This window comes from Paenibacillus sp. FSL R5-0749, from assembly GCF_038595085.1.
GTDB lineage: Bacteria > Bacillota > Bacilli > Paenibacillales > Paenibacillaceae > Paenibacillus.
On sequence record NZ_CP152005.1, the window covers coordinates 998,300 to 1,014,516 of the forward strand.

Here is a 16,217-nt window from a genome sequence, read left to right on the forward strand (position 1 = left end):
CTTACTTGCCGATCCATTTCTTTTAGTCATTTTCCCTTCATTCTCGTGGCTTTTCTTTACTTACTCTCCTTGCAGATTTATAAACGCATCCTCGGCTTTCACCGATTCAGGAATCATTTCAGTTGCAACGAGCCATGCACGTACATTCTCCCACGACTCCATTTCCTGCCGACCAAACGGTTGACCTTCTTCATTCATGAGCGGCAGTAGAATAGCCAGGCTTTTGGTTTCGATCTCCGGGTCAAGCGGAGATGTTTCATTCTCATGAGCAAGCAGAATATTCAAGGCTTCTTCTGAATGCTCCGTGACATATTTCTGTCCTTCCTGGATCGCTTTGACGAACCGGGTAAGTTGTTCTTTTTTGGCTTCCATACCAGCTTCACTTGCGGTCAGGACCAATTCATAATAATCAGGCACGCCATAGTCGACAGGGTTAATCGATTTCATGGCATGGCCTTCTTTCTCCAAAATCAATTGTTCATGGTTAATAAAACCACCCATAATCGCGTCCGCCTGTCCGGAAGCCAGGGAAGGAATCAGATCGAATCCAACGTCGACCAGATTCATGTTGTCTGGGTTGCCACCATCTTGGCTGATCATCGTCCGTACCATCGCGTCATACAGCGGAATCGAAGAATAGCCAACCGTCTTTCCTTCAAGGTCTTTGGGTGAACGCACGTTGCCATTCGCTTCGGTCAACAGATGTACGAGCGGGTGGCGAACAACAGCAGCAATGGAACGTACAGGAATGTTCTCACTACGCGCGAGCAAGATTTGAGGCTGATAGCTTAGAGCCAGATCAATTTTACCGGCAGCAACAAGTTTGAGTGAATCATTGGTATCCGCAGGCATCTGAATGTCGACATCGAGACCTTGGTCTGCAAAGTATCCTTTTTCCTGAGCTACATAGATGAAGGAATGTACTGCATTGGGGTACCAGTCGAGCATGATGGACAGTTTATCTTTGGTGTCTGATGCTGGTTCTGTTACAGGCGAGTTTGCTTGCTGTGCATTGGTTTCCGATTCTGTTGTTGGCGTGTTTTTGCCAGCACCCGTGTTGCCGCATCCGCTAACGATCAGCAACAGGCTTATGAGCATAATGGGAAGCAGGGAGTATATACCTTTGTTAGTCATAAATGAAGTTCCTCATTTCATCGTTTGGGTTTGTAGACAATGGACAGCAGTATGTTAACGGACAAGATGACAAAGTACTGATTGAAGTTAGCTGCTGAAATGGTGCATAAGTTATGTTGTGTAGAGCGTAATTCTTGTAGTAACATCTAAAATCTAAATTCTCTCTACGTTTTATCCAGCTATTTTTTCGCTTCATGGCGCCGAGTGCCAAACCGTTTCTCCAGCCAGGCAATCAGTACAAACAAAACGATCCCGAGCAGGGATAACAGCACAATAGCGGCGAACATCGCGTCCGTGTTCATGTTGCTGGACATGCGGCGGCTGAAGTATCCGAGACCTTTACTGCCACCGAGCCATTCGCCTATCGTTGCACCAACCACGCAGTACACCACAGACATCTTTAACCCCGAGAAGAAGGCGGGAAGTGCCAGTGGAACCTGGAGTTTGCGAAAAATATCCCACGTGCTGGCTCCCATGGTGAGCAGTAGTTCACGCTGCTCTGGATCGCCTTGGCGAAGTCCATCGTAGGTACTCACCACAATGGGAAAGAAGGCGATCAGGAACACAACCGCAACTTTGCTCCACAGCGTGTAGCCAAACCATAGAATGAAGACGGGGGACAGGGCAATCAACGGGATCGTCTGACTGATTACGATGAAGGGATATAACGCTTTTTCAATCGACCGATTCATATGCATACCAGTTGCAAGTGCAATTCCGGCACCAATGGACAAGCCAAAACCAACAACAACCTCCATCAAGGTAGCAGGCAGATGTGTAGCCAGCAGGAGGTGACGATGCTCATACAGGGAGTTGGCAATCGCCGTTGGGGCTGGAATGATGAAGGAGGGCACCCATCCCATACGCACAATCCACTCCCAGAAGACAAGCAGCAAGAGCAGGAGCCAAAGAAACAGACCATGACGGTCAAGCCAACCCCTTACGTTATTCTTCATGCAGTTTCCCAAGTTATTCTCTCGCATGCAATTGTTCCTCCAGTCGTCGTCTCATCTGAACGAGCGCCGGTTCGTAGATCATGTCCGAATGTCTTGGACGTGGCAAAGGTACCGTCAAATCTTGTAGCGGTTGGCCTTGGCTCCCCGGAGTTAACAGGATAATCCGATCACTGAGTAGCAGGGCCTCTTCAATATCATGCGTAATGAACAACACGGTTTTGCCCAGATCTTCCCACAGCTCCAGTAGCCAGCGATGCATCTCGCGTTTGGTTAAGGCATCGAGTGCGCCGAATGGTTCATCCAGCAGCATGAGTTGGCCACCTGTCAACAAAGTACGAAGCAGCGCGACACGTTGGCGCATGCCACCCGACAGCTCGTCCGGGTAAGCATGCGCGTAGCCGGATAAGCCAAATCTGTCGAGCCCTGCCATAATGTCTGCGCGAATTTTTCCCTTATCCTGTCGCCTTGGAGCAAGTTCAGCGGGGAGCATGCAATTCTCCATGACGGTTCGCCAGGATAACAGGAGGTCCTTTTGCGGCATGTAGGCCACCTGCCCCAGTCGCTTTCCTTCAGGGACCCAAGGAATTTCAATGGTTCCGTGGGTTGGCTCAAGCAGGCCTGCCAGCAGCTTGAAAAGGGTGCTTTTACCGGAGCCGCTGGAGCCGATGAGCGAGACGAATTCGCCGTTGGCAACACGCATCGACACATTGGAGAGCACGGGGGAATCCCTTTTTCCCGGGAAAGCGTAGCTCATGTTGTGAATGATTATGTTATTATCCATCTCGTTCTGTTCCCCCTTGTTATTCCAAATTCAACTTCAAACTGCGGGATCTTTCATTACACCTGCTGATCTGCCCGCAGAACGCGAAAAAGACCCACCCATTTCCGGAGAAATGAGTGGGTCTGTAAGTTCAATTCACATTAAAATTCATAATCAACATGAAAAAATCTGCTTACTGAAAGGCCGCTCCACTTCCCTCCGCTGGTATGATCCAGATCAGGTTCAAAGGGTCCGAATCATCGATTCGTCTCAGCCGTAAGGCTCCCCTAGTGCATTGTTCAAGATATGCAGTTGTGTGTTCAGCATATATCACATGCAAGTGGAATGTAAAGGGGGCGCTCAGAAAGAATGTGAGTACTGATCTGAAAATGGTTCCGGTCGGATTATTCGGATTGCACAGCCAGATCATTCGGGCAGAAGCATTAATTCGTTGCCGGAATTGCACCAGTTTCCTCAACTCCTCTTACTGTGGCAGGTTTATTTAATGAAATAGATACGATACAATATCTACTGAATTTCTATATACTGCTTTCGGGATGTAATCAATGGAAGGGTGAGTGTAATATGAAAACGATTGGTCTTATTGGTGGAATGAGCTGGGAGTCATCGTTAGAATATTATCGAATTATTAATGAAGAAGTGAAAAATAAATTGGGAGGATTGCATTCAGCCAAGTGCATTTTATATAGCGTGGATTTTGAAGAAGTCGAGCGTTATCAAGCTGAAGGTGATTGGGAAAGTGCTGGTGAATTATTGGGGAATGCTGCCCAGTCTTTGGAAAAGGCAGGAGCAGAAATGATTGTAATTTGTACAAATACGATGCATAAAGTGATTAAACATATTGAAGAAAAAGTGACACTACCCATCGTACACATTGCTGATGCAACAGCAAATCAAATTCATAAGTCCCATATAAGTACGGTTGGTTTACTCGGCACCAAATATACGATGGAACAAGACTTTTATAAAAAACGAATTGAATTTAATGGTATTAAGGTTTTGATACCGAATGAAGAGGATAGAAAAGTTGTCAATAAAATAATATATGAGGAATTATGTTTAGGAAAAATTGAACCCTTATCAAGGGATTATTATAAAAAGGTGATTCAAAGGCTGGTTGATGATGGAGCTGAGGGAGTCATATTAGGTTGCACCGAAATTGGATTATTAGTAAAAGTAGAGGATTCAGAAGTTCCATTATTTGATACAACACATATTCATGCGATTGAATCTGTTCATTTGGCACTAGCCAAATCATTTGACTCAACCCGATAAACCCGTTCTCTGATTTACCTTGGCTCATGAACTCGATATAATAGGGATGGGCCGTACAGGCCGGATCACAAAATGCAGGTGGGATTGTTCTCCCTCCTAGGCAGAATGGGGACCCAAGTTGAAAACGTTCAAAAAAGTATATATTGAGATCACGAGTATCTGCAATCTGGCTTGCAGCTTCTGTCCGCAGACGCAGCGTGCCAAAGGATTCATTGACCCTGAAGTCTTCAACAATATACTGGAACAAGTTAAACCACATACCAATCATATTTATCTACATGTCAAAGGCGAACCCTTGTTGCATCCCAAAATAGATCTTCTGCTAGATTCCGCACACGAGAAGGGACTCAAGGTGAATATTACAACGAATGGTACACTGCTGCCCAAGACTCAGCATAAATTGCTTGGTAAACCGGCGCTGCGTCAGATGAACTTCTCCCTGCACAGCTTCGATGGGCACGAAGGTTCAACAGATCGTGACGGATACCTGCGTCATATTTTGTCCTTTGTACACGAGGCCGTTAAGCACAATGTCATCATTTCATTCCGACTGTGGAATCTGACGCAGGATAACTTCACGAATGCTCAGATGAATCGAAATCGGGAGACCCTTGAAGTGCTGGAACGTGAATTCAATCTGGACTTCCGCATTGAGGAAAAAGTGGTTCCAGGCAGCGGCGTCAAAATTGCTCCGAATGTATACCTGAATCAGGACCACGAGTTCCAGTGGCCAAGTCTGGATGCACCTGAAGATGACGGCAAAGGCTTCTGCCACGCATTGCGTAGTCAGGCGGCTGTGCTAGTGGATGGAACGGTGGTTCCATGCTGTCTCGATGGCGAGGGTGTGATTAACCTGGGTAATGTGCACGAGAAGTCATTCTCAGAGATCATTGAAGGGGAGCGAGCGAACAATCTGGTATATGGCTTTTCCAAGCGGGAAGCTGTGGAAGAGTTGTGTCGAAAGTGCGGTTATCGTCAGAGGTTTGGAGCCTGACATCTTATATCAGCAAGCTGGAAGCCATTTAAGATCACACATTTGAAAGACAAATGTAGTGATCTTTCTTGTTTACTGGGGATTAAAGTAAGTGGTACTTACGTTACAAATGAGCATACCAGAGGTTGATATCAGCATATTGTTCAAAGACCCTGACTTGCAAAAAAATGCCGATATGACAGTCATTATGCGATGTCAGGATATATCTGATCTAATGATTATTCTAGTTACCTTCCTTATTTGGTAGGATTAGGTTGTGAGTTAGGCAGAGGTGCACCTCATGCGAACTTTCAGTACAAGCCCAGGCTTGTACACGATCCAATAACGAGAGAATAAGGGAGGAATAAAGTAATGAAAAAAATGTTGACGTTGTTGTTGTCTGCTGGTTTGGTAGCTTCCATATTTGGTGCGGTTCCGGCTGCTGCTGCGCCTACAGTTGTTAATTCAACGATTATTGTTCCAGCGGGCACGACTTATGACGGTCAAGGCAAAACATTTGTAGCCAATCCTTCCACATTGGGTGACGGGTCTCAAGCAGAGAATCAGAAACCGGTATTTCGTCTGGAGGCAGGGGCTACCCTCAAAAATGTAAATATCGGATACCCTGCTGCCGATGGTGTTCACTGTTATGGTAACTGTAATATATCGAATGTAGTCTGGGAGGATGTGGGTGAGGATGCACTCACATTGAAGTCGGCCGGAACGGTCAACATTACCGGCGGTGCGGCGTATAAGGCCTATGATAAAGTATTCCAGATCAATGCAGCCGGAACGATTAACATCAAAAATTTCCGTGCAGATGATATCGGCAAGCTGGTACGTCAAAATGGTGGAACAACCTTCGCAGTTAACATGACGCTGGATAACTCCAATATTTCCAATGTGAAAGATGCTATTATGCGTACAGATAGCAGTGTATCTCAAGGGAAAATTACGAATACCCGCTATTCCAAAGTGCCAACCCTGTTCAAGGGATTTGCTTCAGGTAAAACCAGTCAATCCGGCAATGTCCAATATTAAACGAGAGACTCAATCGCTGGAGTTGTTAAAAATATAAGCTCCACTTAATTTGGAAGTAAGCCGGAATATAACGCCAAAAAAAGAGCGTCCCAAGGTCATTGTCACACTGACTTTGAGGAACGCTCTTTGTAATGCAGATGTCACCATAGTATAGTTCTGCTGAGTAATGTTTCATTGTGGAGGCACATATTATTTCTCTCCTGGAACCTCAACGATGACTTTGCCATGCTCGGGGGCAACGGAACCGGTATCCGTGGAGCCCAATTTGTTTATGACCTCATATGAGGTTTCCTCAAGCATGCGAGAGTACTTGAATGATACGAGTGTTTGACCTGCTACGGAAGGACGAGTTCCTGCTTCAGCCACGGCTTTGGTTTTAATAAAGAACAGGTCACCGATAGTTCCTGCATTATTGCTGATGTTTGCCTGCCATTGCAGCAGTGCACTTCCATTTTTAAGAACATAATAACTGACCAGATCGTTATCCTCCACAACGAAGAAACGATCTTTTTTGCCTTGTTCAAAAATGTATTTAATGGAGGAATCCACCGGACCCAGAGGGTTGCGAATATCCAGACGTGTTTGTCCGAGTTCAGAGAAGCGTGGCAGATGAAGTGCGGCTTCGCGCGCCACAGTCAGATCAGAACTGTTATATTCTTTTACAATCGTAGCATCGGTAGTGTAAATGTAGGCTTCCTTGGCCTTCTGATTCCACTGCACCTTCGTACCAAAAGCCTCACCAATGGCACGGAGCGGAAGCATCGCTTTACCATTCACCAGAATCGGGGCGGAAGACAATGTTGCATTTTGGTCATTTTTCTTCATTGTCTTGCTATTAGGTTTAAGGACATAATTATCGCTGCCTGTGCTAATGCTGATCTCTTTTGTTTTGTTATTGTAGCCAAACGTATAGTTGCCGAGGAATTGAAGCTCAGTCAATGCCACGTACATGGTCCCCTGCCGGATGACAACTTCATATTGAGCTTGAACATTGTTAATATAAGCTGTCGGTTTAGGTTCAGTTGCCGCGGCTTCCGCCACAGTGGATGAGAGTAAGGCAGGTGCCGTACCTGCGGTAAGTATCGAAGCGGCAAGGATCATTTTCCATGTTTTGAGCTGCCAAGCAGAGTTGTACATTTTCATTACTATCAATCTCCCTTCTAGTATTTCAGACGGACTACATAACCTAAATGTTTCATATTATGGAAAGTGTGCAATAGATATCCCCTGTTCATTTACCCCAAATGAAGCATGGTGATACTTCTGGGGATTGCCACAAATACCCATCTGATGTACATTAGAAGCAATGAAATAAGTGAACCGGGAGCTCAATGAAGTTGGGCTGAGAGAGTGGCCTTGTGCCGCTGACCGTATATCTGATCTGGGTAATGCCAGCGTAGAGAACATGGATTTGCAATATGTAAGGGTGAATTGTGGGAATGAACGTGGATGAACAACAGACCTTTTTGAACTGTGGTGGTGTATCTGCCAGGGCGGAGAGGGATGGTTGATATTCCGTATTTCGACATCCACCCAATACATCATTGTGAGGATTGTATACTGCGTGTTAGGCCTGCCCGGAACCGGGGAGGCTTTTTTTGTTTATTTTTAGAGGTTGTTCAACCAGTCTTTTTGAACACACACTTTTACAACCCCACAGGGGACAGAGGAAGGACGTAGAGAACATGGCAACAACAACAGGCAACAAACGATTGAAATTAACGGATATTCTGGTAACCATCGTAATCGCAGTGGTGTTTGGGGTGATTTACAAGATATGGGGACCTACGTATGACTTGATGAAACCATTCGGCGTTCATGCGGAGCAGATGATCTACGGCATGTGGTTTATGGCGGGCACGTTTGCATTTGTCATCATTCGTAAACCAGGCGTGGCTATCTTGGCCGAGGTTGCGGCTTCAACGGTAAGTGCTTTTCTGGGCAGTGAATGGGGCATGTCCACACTGGTGTATGGTCTGTTGCAAGGATTGGGAGCCGAGATCTTCTTCGCAGCATTCCTGTATCGTAAAACCAATCTGTTTGTCACTTGTCTTGCAGCCATTGGAGCCGCAGCGGCCTCGCTTTTGCTGGATTATCAGTATGGCTATATCGATTCACTCTCGGCCTGGAATTATACGTTATTCATCGGTTTTCGCTTCATCGGAAGCATCCTGATTGCAGGAGTGTTTGCTTATTACCTCGCCAAAGCTTTGGAACTGACTGGTGTAACACGTTCCCTCAGACCGGTATCCAAACAGGATTATGAGGCGTTGGATTAGATGAGCGGAGATGGGAATTCGCAGGCGGTAAGTGTGATGAATCTAAGATGCAAGTTCCCGGGAGAGAAAGCCTTGGTATTTCAAGGCTTGTCTCTTTCTGTGCGTCAAGGGGAGAAAGTGCTGCTGCTTGGACCAAGTGGCTCCGGTAAATCGACGTTATTACAAATCTTGAGCGGTCTGATGCCTCGTTCGGTTGAAATTCCGATGAAATGTGATGATATTCAGGTTCCCGTCAAAGCAGGAGTGGTCTTTCAAGATCCGGATACCCAGTTCTGCATGTCCTTTACGGATGAAGAGATCGCATTTGTTCTGGAAAACCGAAGTATTCCGCGTGAAGAGATGCCTGCTCTGATTAAATATTATCTGAAACAAGTGGGGTTATCCTTGGAACAGAACCGTGTATTGATCCAGTCCATGTCTCAGGGGATGAAGCAACGTCTTGCGATTGCCTCGATGCTTGCCATGGACCCGGAGGTATTGTTTTTGGATGAACCCACGGCACTGTTAGATGATGAGGGGACTTCCCAGGTGTGGGATACCGTCAAACGGATCGCCAGTGATAAAACGATCATCATCGTTGAACACAAAATAAACGAGATTGTAGATATGGTCGACCGCATCATTGTCTTATCACCTGAAGGAAAGATTGTGGCGGATGGGCCAGCACAGCAGGTATTCACGGATGAACGGAGCAAGTTGAGGGATTATGGAATCTGGTATCCAGGCGTGTGGGAAGAGCATGAGCAGGAGAGGGTAACAAAAGAAGAAGAGGGAACTTATGGAGAGCTTCAAGCGTGTGAGAATCAGGGGACCTCAAGCTTGGAAGCACAGCAGTCGTCTGGCTTATCTGATGCAACGAAGATTTTCCCCGTATCTCATGTATCATCCTTATCGCCTGTATCGTCAGCCGATCAGCCTGCACTGGACTTGCAGCAGTTCACTGGATGGCGTGGAAAAACACCTTTCATTCAGGTGGAACAGGCCAAGGTATGGCACGGAGATTGGATTGGTATTGTCGGAGCCAATGGAGCTGGCAAGAGTTCATTGTTGTTATCTCTGATGAATATCCTGAAAACAACAGGTCATTATGAGGTGCACGGTCAGCCTTCTGGCAAAACGGAACAGCTTGCAGATCAGATTGCGTTTGTCTTTCAGAACCCGGAGTTTCAATTTGTAACCAACACCGTCGCGGAAGAAGTGGAATTCTCATTGCTGGGGGGCAGGCTTACAACGGAAGAAAGACATGCCAGGACTCATCATATGCTGAATCAATTTGGACTAATCGACTTGTCCGAGCGCCATCCCTACCAATTATCGATGGGGCAGAAACGACGTTTGAGTGTGGCGTCCGCATTGGTCAGAGAGCAGCGAATTCTGTTGCTGGATGAACCCACTTTTGGACAGGATGCCCGTAATACGTTCGCCATGTTAGCACAACTGGAGCAATTGCGGCGTGAAGGAACAGCTATCGTTATGGTTACCCATGATCGTGAAATTGTAAAAAGATATTGCACCCGAATCTGGTCGGTGGATGAGGGGAGGTTAAGTGATGCAACTGTCGTTTCCTCATCGTGAAACCTGGCTTCATTCCGTTAATCCGGGGTTGAAGATGATTATTCTGACACTGATGTTTGTCATCGTTATCCTTATTCACAATCTGAATGTAATGGCCAATGTTGCGGTGGTAATGATGTTATTACTGTGCTGGACAGGCCATCCGTGGTACAGATTGATTCTGTACGCATCACCATTCATTCTGGTGTTTATCTCTACGTCTGCGGGCATGATGATGTTTGGCAAGGGAGAGACCACTTGGTATAAGTGGGGGCTGATTCACATCACCGAAGAGAGCTTCTATCGCGGTCTACACTTGGGTTTTCGCTCGCTGACTATGGCCGCGGCTGGGTTACTCTTTGGTCTTACGACCAAGCCAGTACGGCTATTTTATTCCCTGATGCAGCAGTGGAAGCTTCCTGCAAAATATGCCTATAGCTTTCTGGCCGCGATGCGCATGATCCCCATTTTGCTGGATGAATTCCAGACGCTCCGTTACGCTATTCGTATTCGTGGAACAAGGCAGCGCGGTTCGCACTGGAACGTGTATGGTACACTCAAGCGTTATGCTATTCCTCTGCTGGCACAGAGCATTCGTCGTGCACAGCGAATGGCGGTAGCGATGGAAGCGAAGGGATTCACGGATGGGGCGAGCCGAACGTATTACATTCAGATGGGCTATTCCCGAGCTGATCTGTGGTTTGTATTTTATTATATCCTCACCTTAACAGCTGCTTATTACATCGGGATTACCTTTCCTTATCATGCTACGATGGTAGATGTAAGGTAATACTGGGAGATAGAGAGAAATATATTGAGGTAAACGGTAACTTTTTCCTGCGCACAACGTCTATATGGAAATAACTTCTAATGGATGGGGATGAACGAGAGTGAAGACGGGTCCTGACTGGCAGGGGATGGGGTACAAGTGGATTACCATGACTGGATTATCAGCTGTACTGTTGACGGGATGGATGATGCTTGATTCACAAAAGGTAGTGCTTGGAGGACAAGCTTCGGTTACAACGCCCCAAGCTTTGGGAGCAAGTCCCCAAGCCTTATCAACAAAGTTGGCCTACAAACAAGGAGACTCCGTTACGCTCATGAATGATATTCCCCTGTTTCAAAACAGGAGGGACAGCAGTGTGGCTCCTGACCAAATGAAGATTGAATACTATACTACAAAAAACGAGAAGTATAGGTTGGCATCGGTTCGAGGCGAGTGGTTGCAGCTTAAGTCATCCGATCATGGAGACTTCTGGCTGCCAAGTTGGTATGCAATGAAGGAGAGCAGAAGCATGACGGAAACAGCTCCGCAAAGTCTCAAGATCCAATCGGGCAGCAAGCTGTATCTGGCTCCAGACAGTGCTACAACCTGGACTTTTGAGAAAGCGCTAACAAGTAAAGCTGTTATTGTTGCAAAGTGGAAAGGATGGTATGGCGTCTCCATTGCTCCACGAACCTGGAGTAAAGAATCCTCCACGTATCGGCCAGGACTCTTCTGGATCAAGGCAGGGGCTCTAGAGCAGAGGAAGAATGTGGCTGATGGTTGGTTCCAACAGAATACATCGCTACCGACCTCGGTTATTCGTCATTTGACGGATATTAAGCTGAACAAGGCAACCACCTCCAAACAAGTGGCCGAGTGGTTAGGCGAGCCCGATTGGAGAGAGGGTTCAGGCAATCTAAATGATACAGGGTATGCAATGAGTATTGGACAGACCTGGAGATATGAGCGGCAAGATGGACAATTTTTGGTCACATTCAACAAGAATGGCAAGCTGGTCAGAACTCGCTGGAATCTACCACAGCATGATCGAAATGCTGTCGTTTCTGATTGGAATATCAGTCGGGCGGATGAATATGGGTTTACGACAAAAATGTACGGCACAACGCTGCCGAAGACAATCCCTTGGAAACCGGTCTGGACTAACCAGGGGAATATTAATTACACTTTTTTACAGGTAGCCACGGATGATGTACTCCTGATGAAGGGGGATGACGGTGGATTTAGCGGGGGCTACTACGAAGGTTCCATATATGCCCTTGACCGTCATACGGGCCAGAAATTATGGAGGATTAATGGGGGTTTTGGAAGACAGCAGGCTGAGGTGGATACAGCACGCCAATACGTTACAATCTACAATGATTATGACCCTGACAAGAAAAAATACGTGGATCGTATTCGTCATCTGAACTTGAAGAGCGGGAAGGTCACGTGGACGTACACCCCTAAGCAAAATTTTAGACTAAATGGCATCACTGCTGCGAAAAACGTTGTGGTCGTGGATAGCCCGGTTGTTGATAGCTCAAGCAACAGTTGGTTGACGGTACTGGATAGTGCAAACGGAAAAACATTGTGGACGCGAAAACTCGCGAAAGGTTATGAATTATTGAACAAGAGTGCAGATGACCCTTATGTGTTGTATTGGGAAAAGAATAAGCTGACTGCAGCCGATCCGCAATCAGGGCGAACTGTATGGAGCTTGAAGGCCAAGCGATCTACTATAGAACAACTTGGGAATGATCCATATTTTGATGGAATTGAACGTCTGGATCCCTTTGTAACCAGGAATGCTGGAAGATGGCTATCGTTAGATAATCAGTGGCTGCTGCTTGATCTGAACACGGGGAAAAAGCTTGCACAATTTCCTGCTCGGGTAGGACAGAGATTGGAGGAGCTGAATGATGGCATGCTGTTGATCCGTGAGAATCAAAACGGCGACCATTACGGAGAGTATGAAGATTTTACAACCACCCTGTACGATGCCAAGACAGGCAAAACACGGTGGACGCTCAAGGGCAAAATTGAACGAGGACTGGTGGAAGATGATCAGTTATATGTAATTAAAAATGGTTACCCCGCGGCTTTGAATTATGATACGGGGGAGACGCGTTGGAATGCCAAAGATACGGTTGCCACTCTCAGGTATCCCACGAATCAGGGGAGCTATCTGGTCATTGATGATCAGTTGCTGCTGCCCATGGATGAGAATTGGTTGGTATTGAATAAAAACAATGGAGCCTTGTTAGGTCGTGTACATGACGTGGCGATGGGAAACCCGGAGCATCGCGACCGGGATGCGAAGAACGGAACGATCAACCGGATCGGCAATGAAGTGTATGTGGGTTCGTCCAACGGACGTTTTCGCGTGTATGAAGCCAGCCGCCTTCAGGAGGCAATCTCACCTTAAAAGCTTGTCTCATCAGGGATGTTGATTTATTATAAATGAACAGGATTGCTCGCGCTCCGGTTATCGGCTGTGCGGGCTTTCTTCATGTGTTCTTGAAGAACCATGCATGATCATTCACGGGAGGACTCTCCATGATCTCATTATATGGTGTAAGCAAACGTTATAACGAGCGCGGTTCCCGTGCAGATCAGGGATTCGAAGCGTTAAGCTCGGTGTCGCTCGAAGTGGGACAAGGCGAAATTCACGGCATCATCGGTTCGAGTGGCGCAGGCAAATCCACGCTTCTGCGGATGCTCAATGGTCTGGAAAAGCCGGATGAGGGTGAGGTTGTTGTGAATGGGCAGCACCTGACCCAGATGAATGAGCGCACTTTGCGTCTGGCACGAAGGTCCATTGGCATGATCTTTCAGCACTTCAATCTGGTCAGTAATCGGACGGTGAGTGGCAATGTCTGTATGCCGCTGGAACTGGCCGGGATGTCCCGTACACAGCGAGTCGAGCGTGGACTTGAGGTGCTTAGGTTTGTTGGACTGGAAGACAAAGCGGGTCAATATCCTGCTCAGCTTAGCGGAGGACAGAAGCAACGTGTGGCGATTGCACGCGCACTCGCCAGTCGTCCGGATGTGCTTCTCTGTGATGAACCGACCTCTTCGCTTGATCCACAGACTACGAATGGCATACTGGATGTGCTACGTCATATCAATGAAACGCTGGGCGTGACCATTGTCGTCGTGACGCATGAGATGGAAGTGGCTCGTAGACTATGTCACAGGGTATCCGTCATGAAGGATGGGCGACTCGTACGAACATTGACTGAAGCGGAAGTGAGCAGTATTCCCGCTCCGCAGCCGGATCTGCTGACCTCCTTGCTTGCGGGTGATGAATATGGGATGGCAGGTTCGTCTTTGTTCCGTCAGACAGAACAGGGGGACAAGTCATGAGGTTACCTGAATCTGTACTGAAGTATCAGCATGAGATATGGCAAGCGATCGGAGAGACTTTTGTCATGGTAGGCATTTCCATTGCAGCGGCTGTTCTGATCGGGTTACCTCTGGGTACACTTCTGTACTTATTCCGGAGAGGACAACGGTATCAGAATCAAACGTTGTCTTTTGTACTCGGCAGTATCGTCAACATCATTCGTTCGTTTCCATTCTTACTGCTGGTTGTCTTCATGATTCCATTCACACGAATCGTCGTTGGAACGTCGATCGGTACACTGGCGGCAACCGTTCCACTCTCGGTCATTGCGATTGCCTACTATGCCAGACTCGTGGAACAAGCGTTGCTGGATGTACCGAAGGGCGTGGTTGAAGCTGCATCATCCATGGGGGCATCGACGATGCAGCTCGTGGTGAAATTCCTGTATGTGGAGGCAAGATCTGGCCTTGTACTGGGACTCACCACAGCTACGATTAGCTTTATCTCCTACTCGACGGTGATGGGCATTGTAGGTGGCGGCGGGGTTGGAGATTTTGCCATTCGCTACGGTTATCAGCGCTTCGAAACGGAGATCATGGTATTTACGATCATCATTATGATTATCCTGGTACAGATGATCCAATTCACAGGCAGCAGATTGTCCCGCTGGCTGGATCGCAGATCCTGAGCGTAGTGACACGGTACATGATTGAAGAAAGTGCAGTAACAAGGAAGACCAATACAGATTATATGATGAGGGGTAGACATACAATGAAAGCAAAAATGATGCTTATGTTGCTTGCAGTAATGCTTGTCGTAGCTGCTTGTGGCAAAAAAGAAGAAACACCTGCGGCTGAAGGAACGAAAGAAGATACACAAGCTGCACAAGAAGTTACACTGAAAGTGGCCACATTGATTCCGCCAATGACAGACGTACTGGATATTGTTAAACCACTCTTGAAGGAAGATGGCGTCAATCTGGAAGTTGTTGTATTGTCGGATAACGTTCAACCGAATACAGCACTCGCGAACAAGGAAGTAGATGCAAACTTCTTCCAACACGTGCCTTACATGAATCAATATAATGAAGCAAACAATGCGAACCTGGTGCCCGTGCAGCCCATCTATAATGCTATCTACGGCGGCTACTCCAAAAAGTACAAAACGATTGAGGAATTGCCAGAAGGTGCAACGATCGCCATTGCGAACGATCCTTCCAACATTGGTCGCTCTCTTGTGATGCTGGAGCAGAACGGATTGATTAAGCTGAAAGAAGGCGTAGGTTTTAACGCTACACAGGCAGATATCACCGAGAATACGAAGAACTTCAAGTTTGAGGAAGTGGACTTGTTGATGCTTGCACGCATGATGGATGACGCTGATCTGGTAGCCATGACACCTGCTTATGCCAGTCCGCTCGGTCTTACACCGAAAAAGGATGCACTGTTAACCGAGAAGGATGATTCCCATTTTGCCATCACTCTGGTTGCCCGTGAAGATAATAAGGACTCCGAAGCGATCCAGAAGCTGGCTAAACGTATGGCGGGCCCGGAGGTCAAAGCCTTCTTCGAAGAGAAATATGCAGATATCGCTATCCCGGCATTTAAATAGAGAATACGTGAGAACAACGTGAATAGTCTTGAGATCTAAGCGATAACGCTTGGATCTTTTTTTTTGTCCTCACGTGCTTATTAACAAGTATTTAGAAAGTTAACAATTAGGTCATATCCCCGGAACATTTTATTTAATAGTTTTTTTGTATAATTTGTTTGAAAATAGTTCTTTAGGATTATAAATTAAGAGATTTTATTGTCTTTTTGAGCGTGAAAAATGTCTTTTACAAAAATGGAGACCTAGTTTTTAGAAAGATGGTTTACACTCTATGAGAGCTATATAAAAGCTATATAAGATGTATTAATCATTTACACGAAAACGGAGAGGACAGAAAAAACTAAAAAAGCGAAGCGGTCGCCTAAAAGCTTTCTGAAAGAAAGCTGCATCGGAAGCATAAGCTATCACCGGATGTTCCTGAAAAAGGGGAATTAAAAAAATCTGGGGGATAACAGCGATTGGAAGGTTGTAAAATTAATCTGGAAGAGGTAGAGAAAA

The 16,217-nt window shown here is 46.5% G+C and carries 14 protein-coding genes and 2 riboswitches; of the genes, 10 read left to right on the forward strand and 4 right to left on the reverse strand.

Going from position 1 to position 16,217, the window contains the following annotated elements; translation table 11 throughout:
• Positions 1-60: 60 nt before the first annotated feature.
• From MKY85_RS04480 to MKY85_RS04490, 3 genes are all read right to left on the reverse strand, one after another.
• Positions 61-1,134 (reverse strand): ABC transporter substrate-binding protein, encoded by a 1,074-nt coding sequence (locus tag MKY85_RS04480; RefSeq protein WP_342571906.1) that lies wholly within the window; start codon positions 1,132-1,134, stop codon positions 61-63.
• Between the two features lie 179 nt (positions 1,135-1,313).
• Positions 1,314-2,117: an ABC transporter permease gene (locus MKY85_RS04485; protein WP_342571907.1), complete on the reverse strand. Its 804-nt coding sequence runs from the start codon at positions 2,115-2,117 to the stop codon at positions 1,314-1,316.
• Positions 2,104-2,871 (reverse strand): ABC transporter ATP-binding protein, encoded by a 768-nt coding sequence (locus MKY85_RS04490; protein WP_342571908.1) that lies wholly within the window; start codon positions 2,869-2,871, stop codon positions 2,104-2,106. Before MKY85_RS04490 ends, MKY85_RS04485 begins: the two co-directional genes overlap by 14 nt.
• 176 nt (positions 2,872-3,047) lie before the next feature.
• Positions 3,048-3,149: riboswitch (TPP riboswitch) on the reverse strand.
• A gap of 286 nt (positions 3,150-3,435) precedes the next feature.
• Here MKY85_RS04490 and MKY85_RS04495 point away from each other — a divergent pair.
• The 3 genes from MKY85_RS04495 to MKY85_RS04505 all read left to right on the forward strand — a co-directional run bounded on the left by MKY85_RS04495 (position 3,436) and on the right by MKY85_RS04505 (position 6,160).
• Positions 3,436-4,146, forward strand: coding sequence for an aspartate/glutamate racemase family protein (locus MKY85_RS04495; RefSeq protein ID WP_342571909.1), 711 nt, complete (start codon positions 3,436-3,438; stop codon positions 4,144-4,146).
• Between the two features lie 118 nt (positions 4,147-4,264).
• Positions 4,265-5,140 (forward strand): radical SAM/SPASM domain-containing protein, encoded by an 876-nt coding sequence (locus MKY85_RS04500; protein ID WP_253430463.1) that lies wholly within the window; start codon positions 4,265-4,267, stop codon positions 5,138-5,140.
• 351 nt (positions 5,141-5,491) lie between these two features.
• Entirely contained in the window at positions 5,492-6,160 is a 669-nt protein-coding gene (locus MKY85_RS04505; RefSeq protein ID WP_339239716.1) for a pectate lyase, read from the forward strand.
• A 189-nt stretch (positions 6,161-6,349) separates the two neighbouring features.
• Here MKY85_RS04505 and MKY85_RS04510 read toward each other — a convergent pair whose 3' ends face one another.
• Positions 6,350-7,303, reverse strand: coding sequence for a copper amine oxidase N-terminal domain-containing protein (locus MKY85_RS04510; protein WP_342571910.1), 954 nt, complete (start codon positions 7,301-7,303; stop codon positions 6,350-6,352).
• Positions 7,304-7,469: 166 nt separating this feature from the next.
• A riboswitch (TPP riboswitch) is annotated at positions 7,470-7,580 on the forward strand.
• A gap of 265 nt (positions 7,581-7,845) precedes the next feature.
• Here MKY85_RS04510 and MKY85_RS04515 point away from each other — a divergent pair.
• The 7 genes from MKY85_RS04515 to MKY85_RS04545 all read left to right on the forward strand — a co-directional run bounded on the left by MKY85_RS04515 (position 7,846) and on the right by MKY85_RS04545 (position 15,719).
• On the forward strand, positions 7,846-8,439 hold the full coding sequence (locus MKY85_RS04515) for an ECF transporter S component (RefSeq protein ID WP_339239720.1): 594 nt from the start codon (positions 7,846-7,848) through the stop codon (positions 8,437-8,439).
• Positions 8,440-8,475: 36 nt separating this feature from the next.
• Positions 8,476-10,014 carry an ABC transporter ATP-binding protein gene (locus MKY85_RS04520; RefSeq protein WP_342571911.1) on the forward strand — a complete coding sequence of 513 codons (1,539 nt, stop codon included), beginning with the start codon at positions 8,476-8,478 and terminating at the stop codon, positions 10,012-10,014.
• The gene (locus tag MKY85_RS04525) at positions 9,989-10,783 is read left to right on the forward strand and encodes an energy-coupling factor transporter transmembrane component T (RefSeq protein ID WP_339258954.1); all 795 of its coding nucleotides are present in this window, start codon (positions 9,989-9,991) and stop codon (positions 10,781-10,783) included. The genes MKY85_RS04520 and MKY85_RS04525 overlap by 26 nt, the downstream gene beginning before the upstream one ends.
• Positions 10,784-10,883: 100 nt before the next feature.
• Entirely contained in the window at positions 10,884-13,187 is a 2,304-nt protein-coding gene (locus tag MKY85_RS04530; RefSeq protein WP_342571912.1) for a PQQ-binding-like beta-propeller repeat protein, read from the forward strand.
• A gap of 131 nt (positions 13,188-13,318) precedes the next feature.
• A complete protein-coding gene (locus MKY85_RS04535; RefSeq protein ID WP_339258957.1) occupies positions 13,319-14,128 on the forward strand; it encodes an ATP-binding cassette domain-containing protein in 810 nt (269 codons plus the stop codon).
• Entirely contained in the window at positions 14,125-14,796 is a 672-nt protein-coding gene (locus tag MKY85_RS04540) for a methionine ABC transporter permease (RefSeq protein WP_339239730.1), read from the forward strand. Before MKY85_RS04535 ends, MKY85_RS04540 begins: the two co-directional genes overlap by 4 nt.
• Positions 14,797-14,879: 83 nt before the next feature.
• Positions 14,880-15,719: a MetQ/NlpA family ABC transporter substrate-binding protein gene (locus MKY85_RS04545; protein ID WP_339258959.1), complete on the forward strand. Its 840-nt coding sequence runs from the start codon at positions 14,880-14,882 to the stop codon at positions 15,717-15,719.
• The last annotated feature ends 498 nt before the right edge of the window (positions 15,720-16,217 follow it).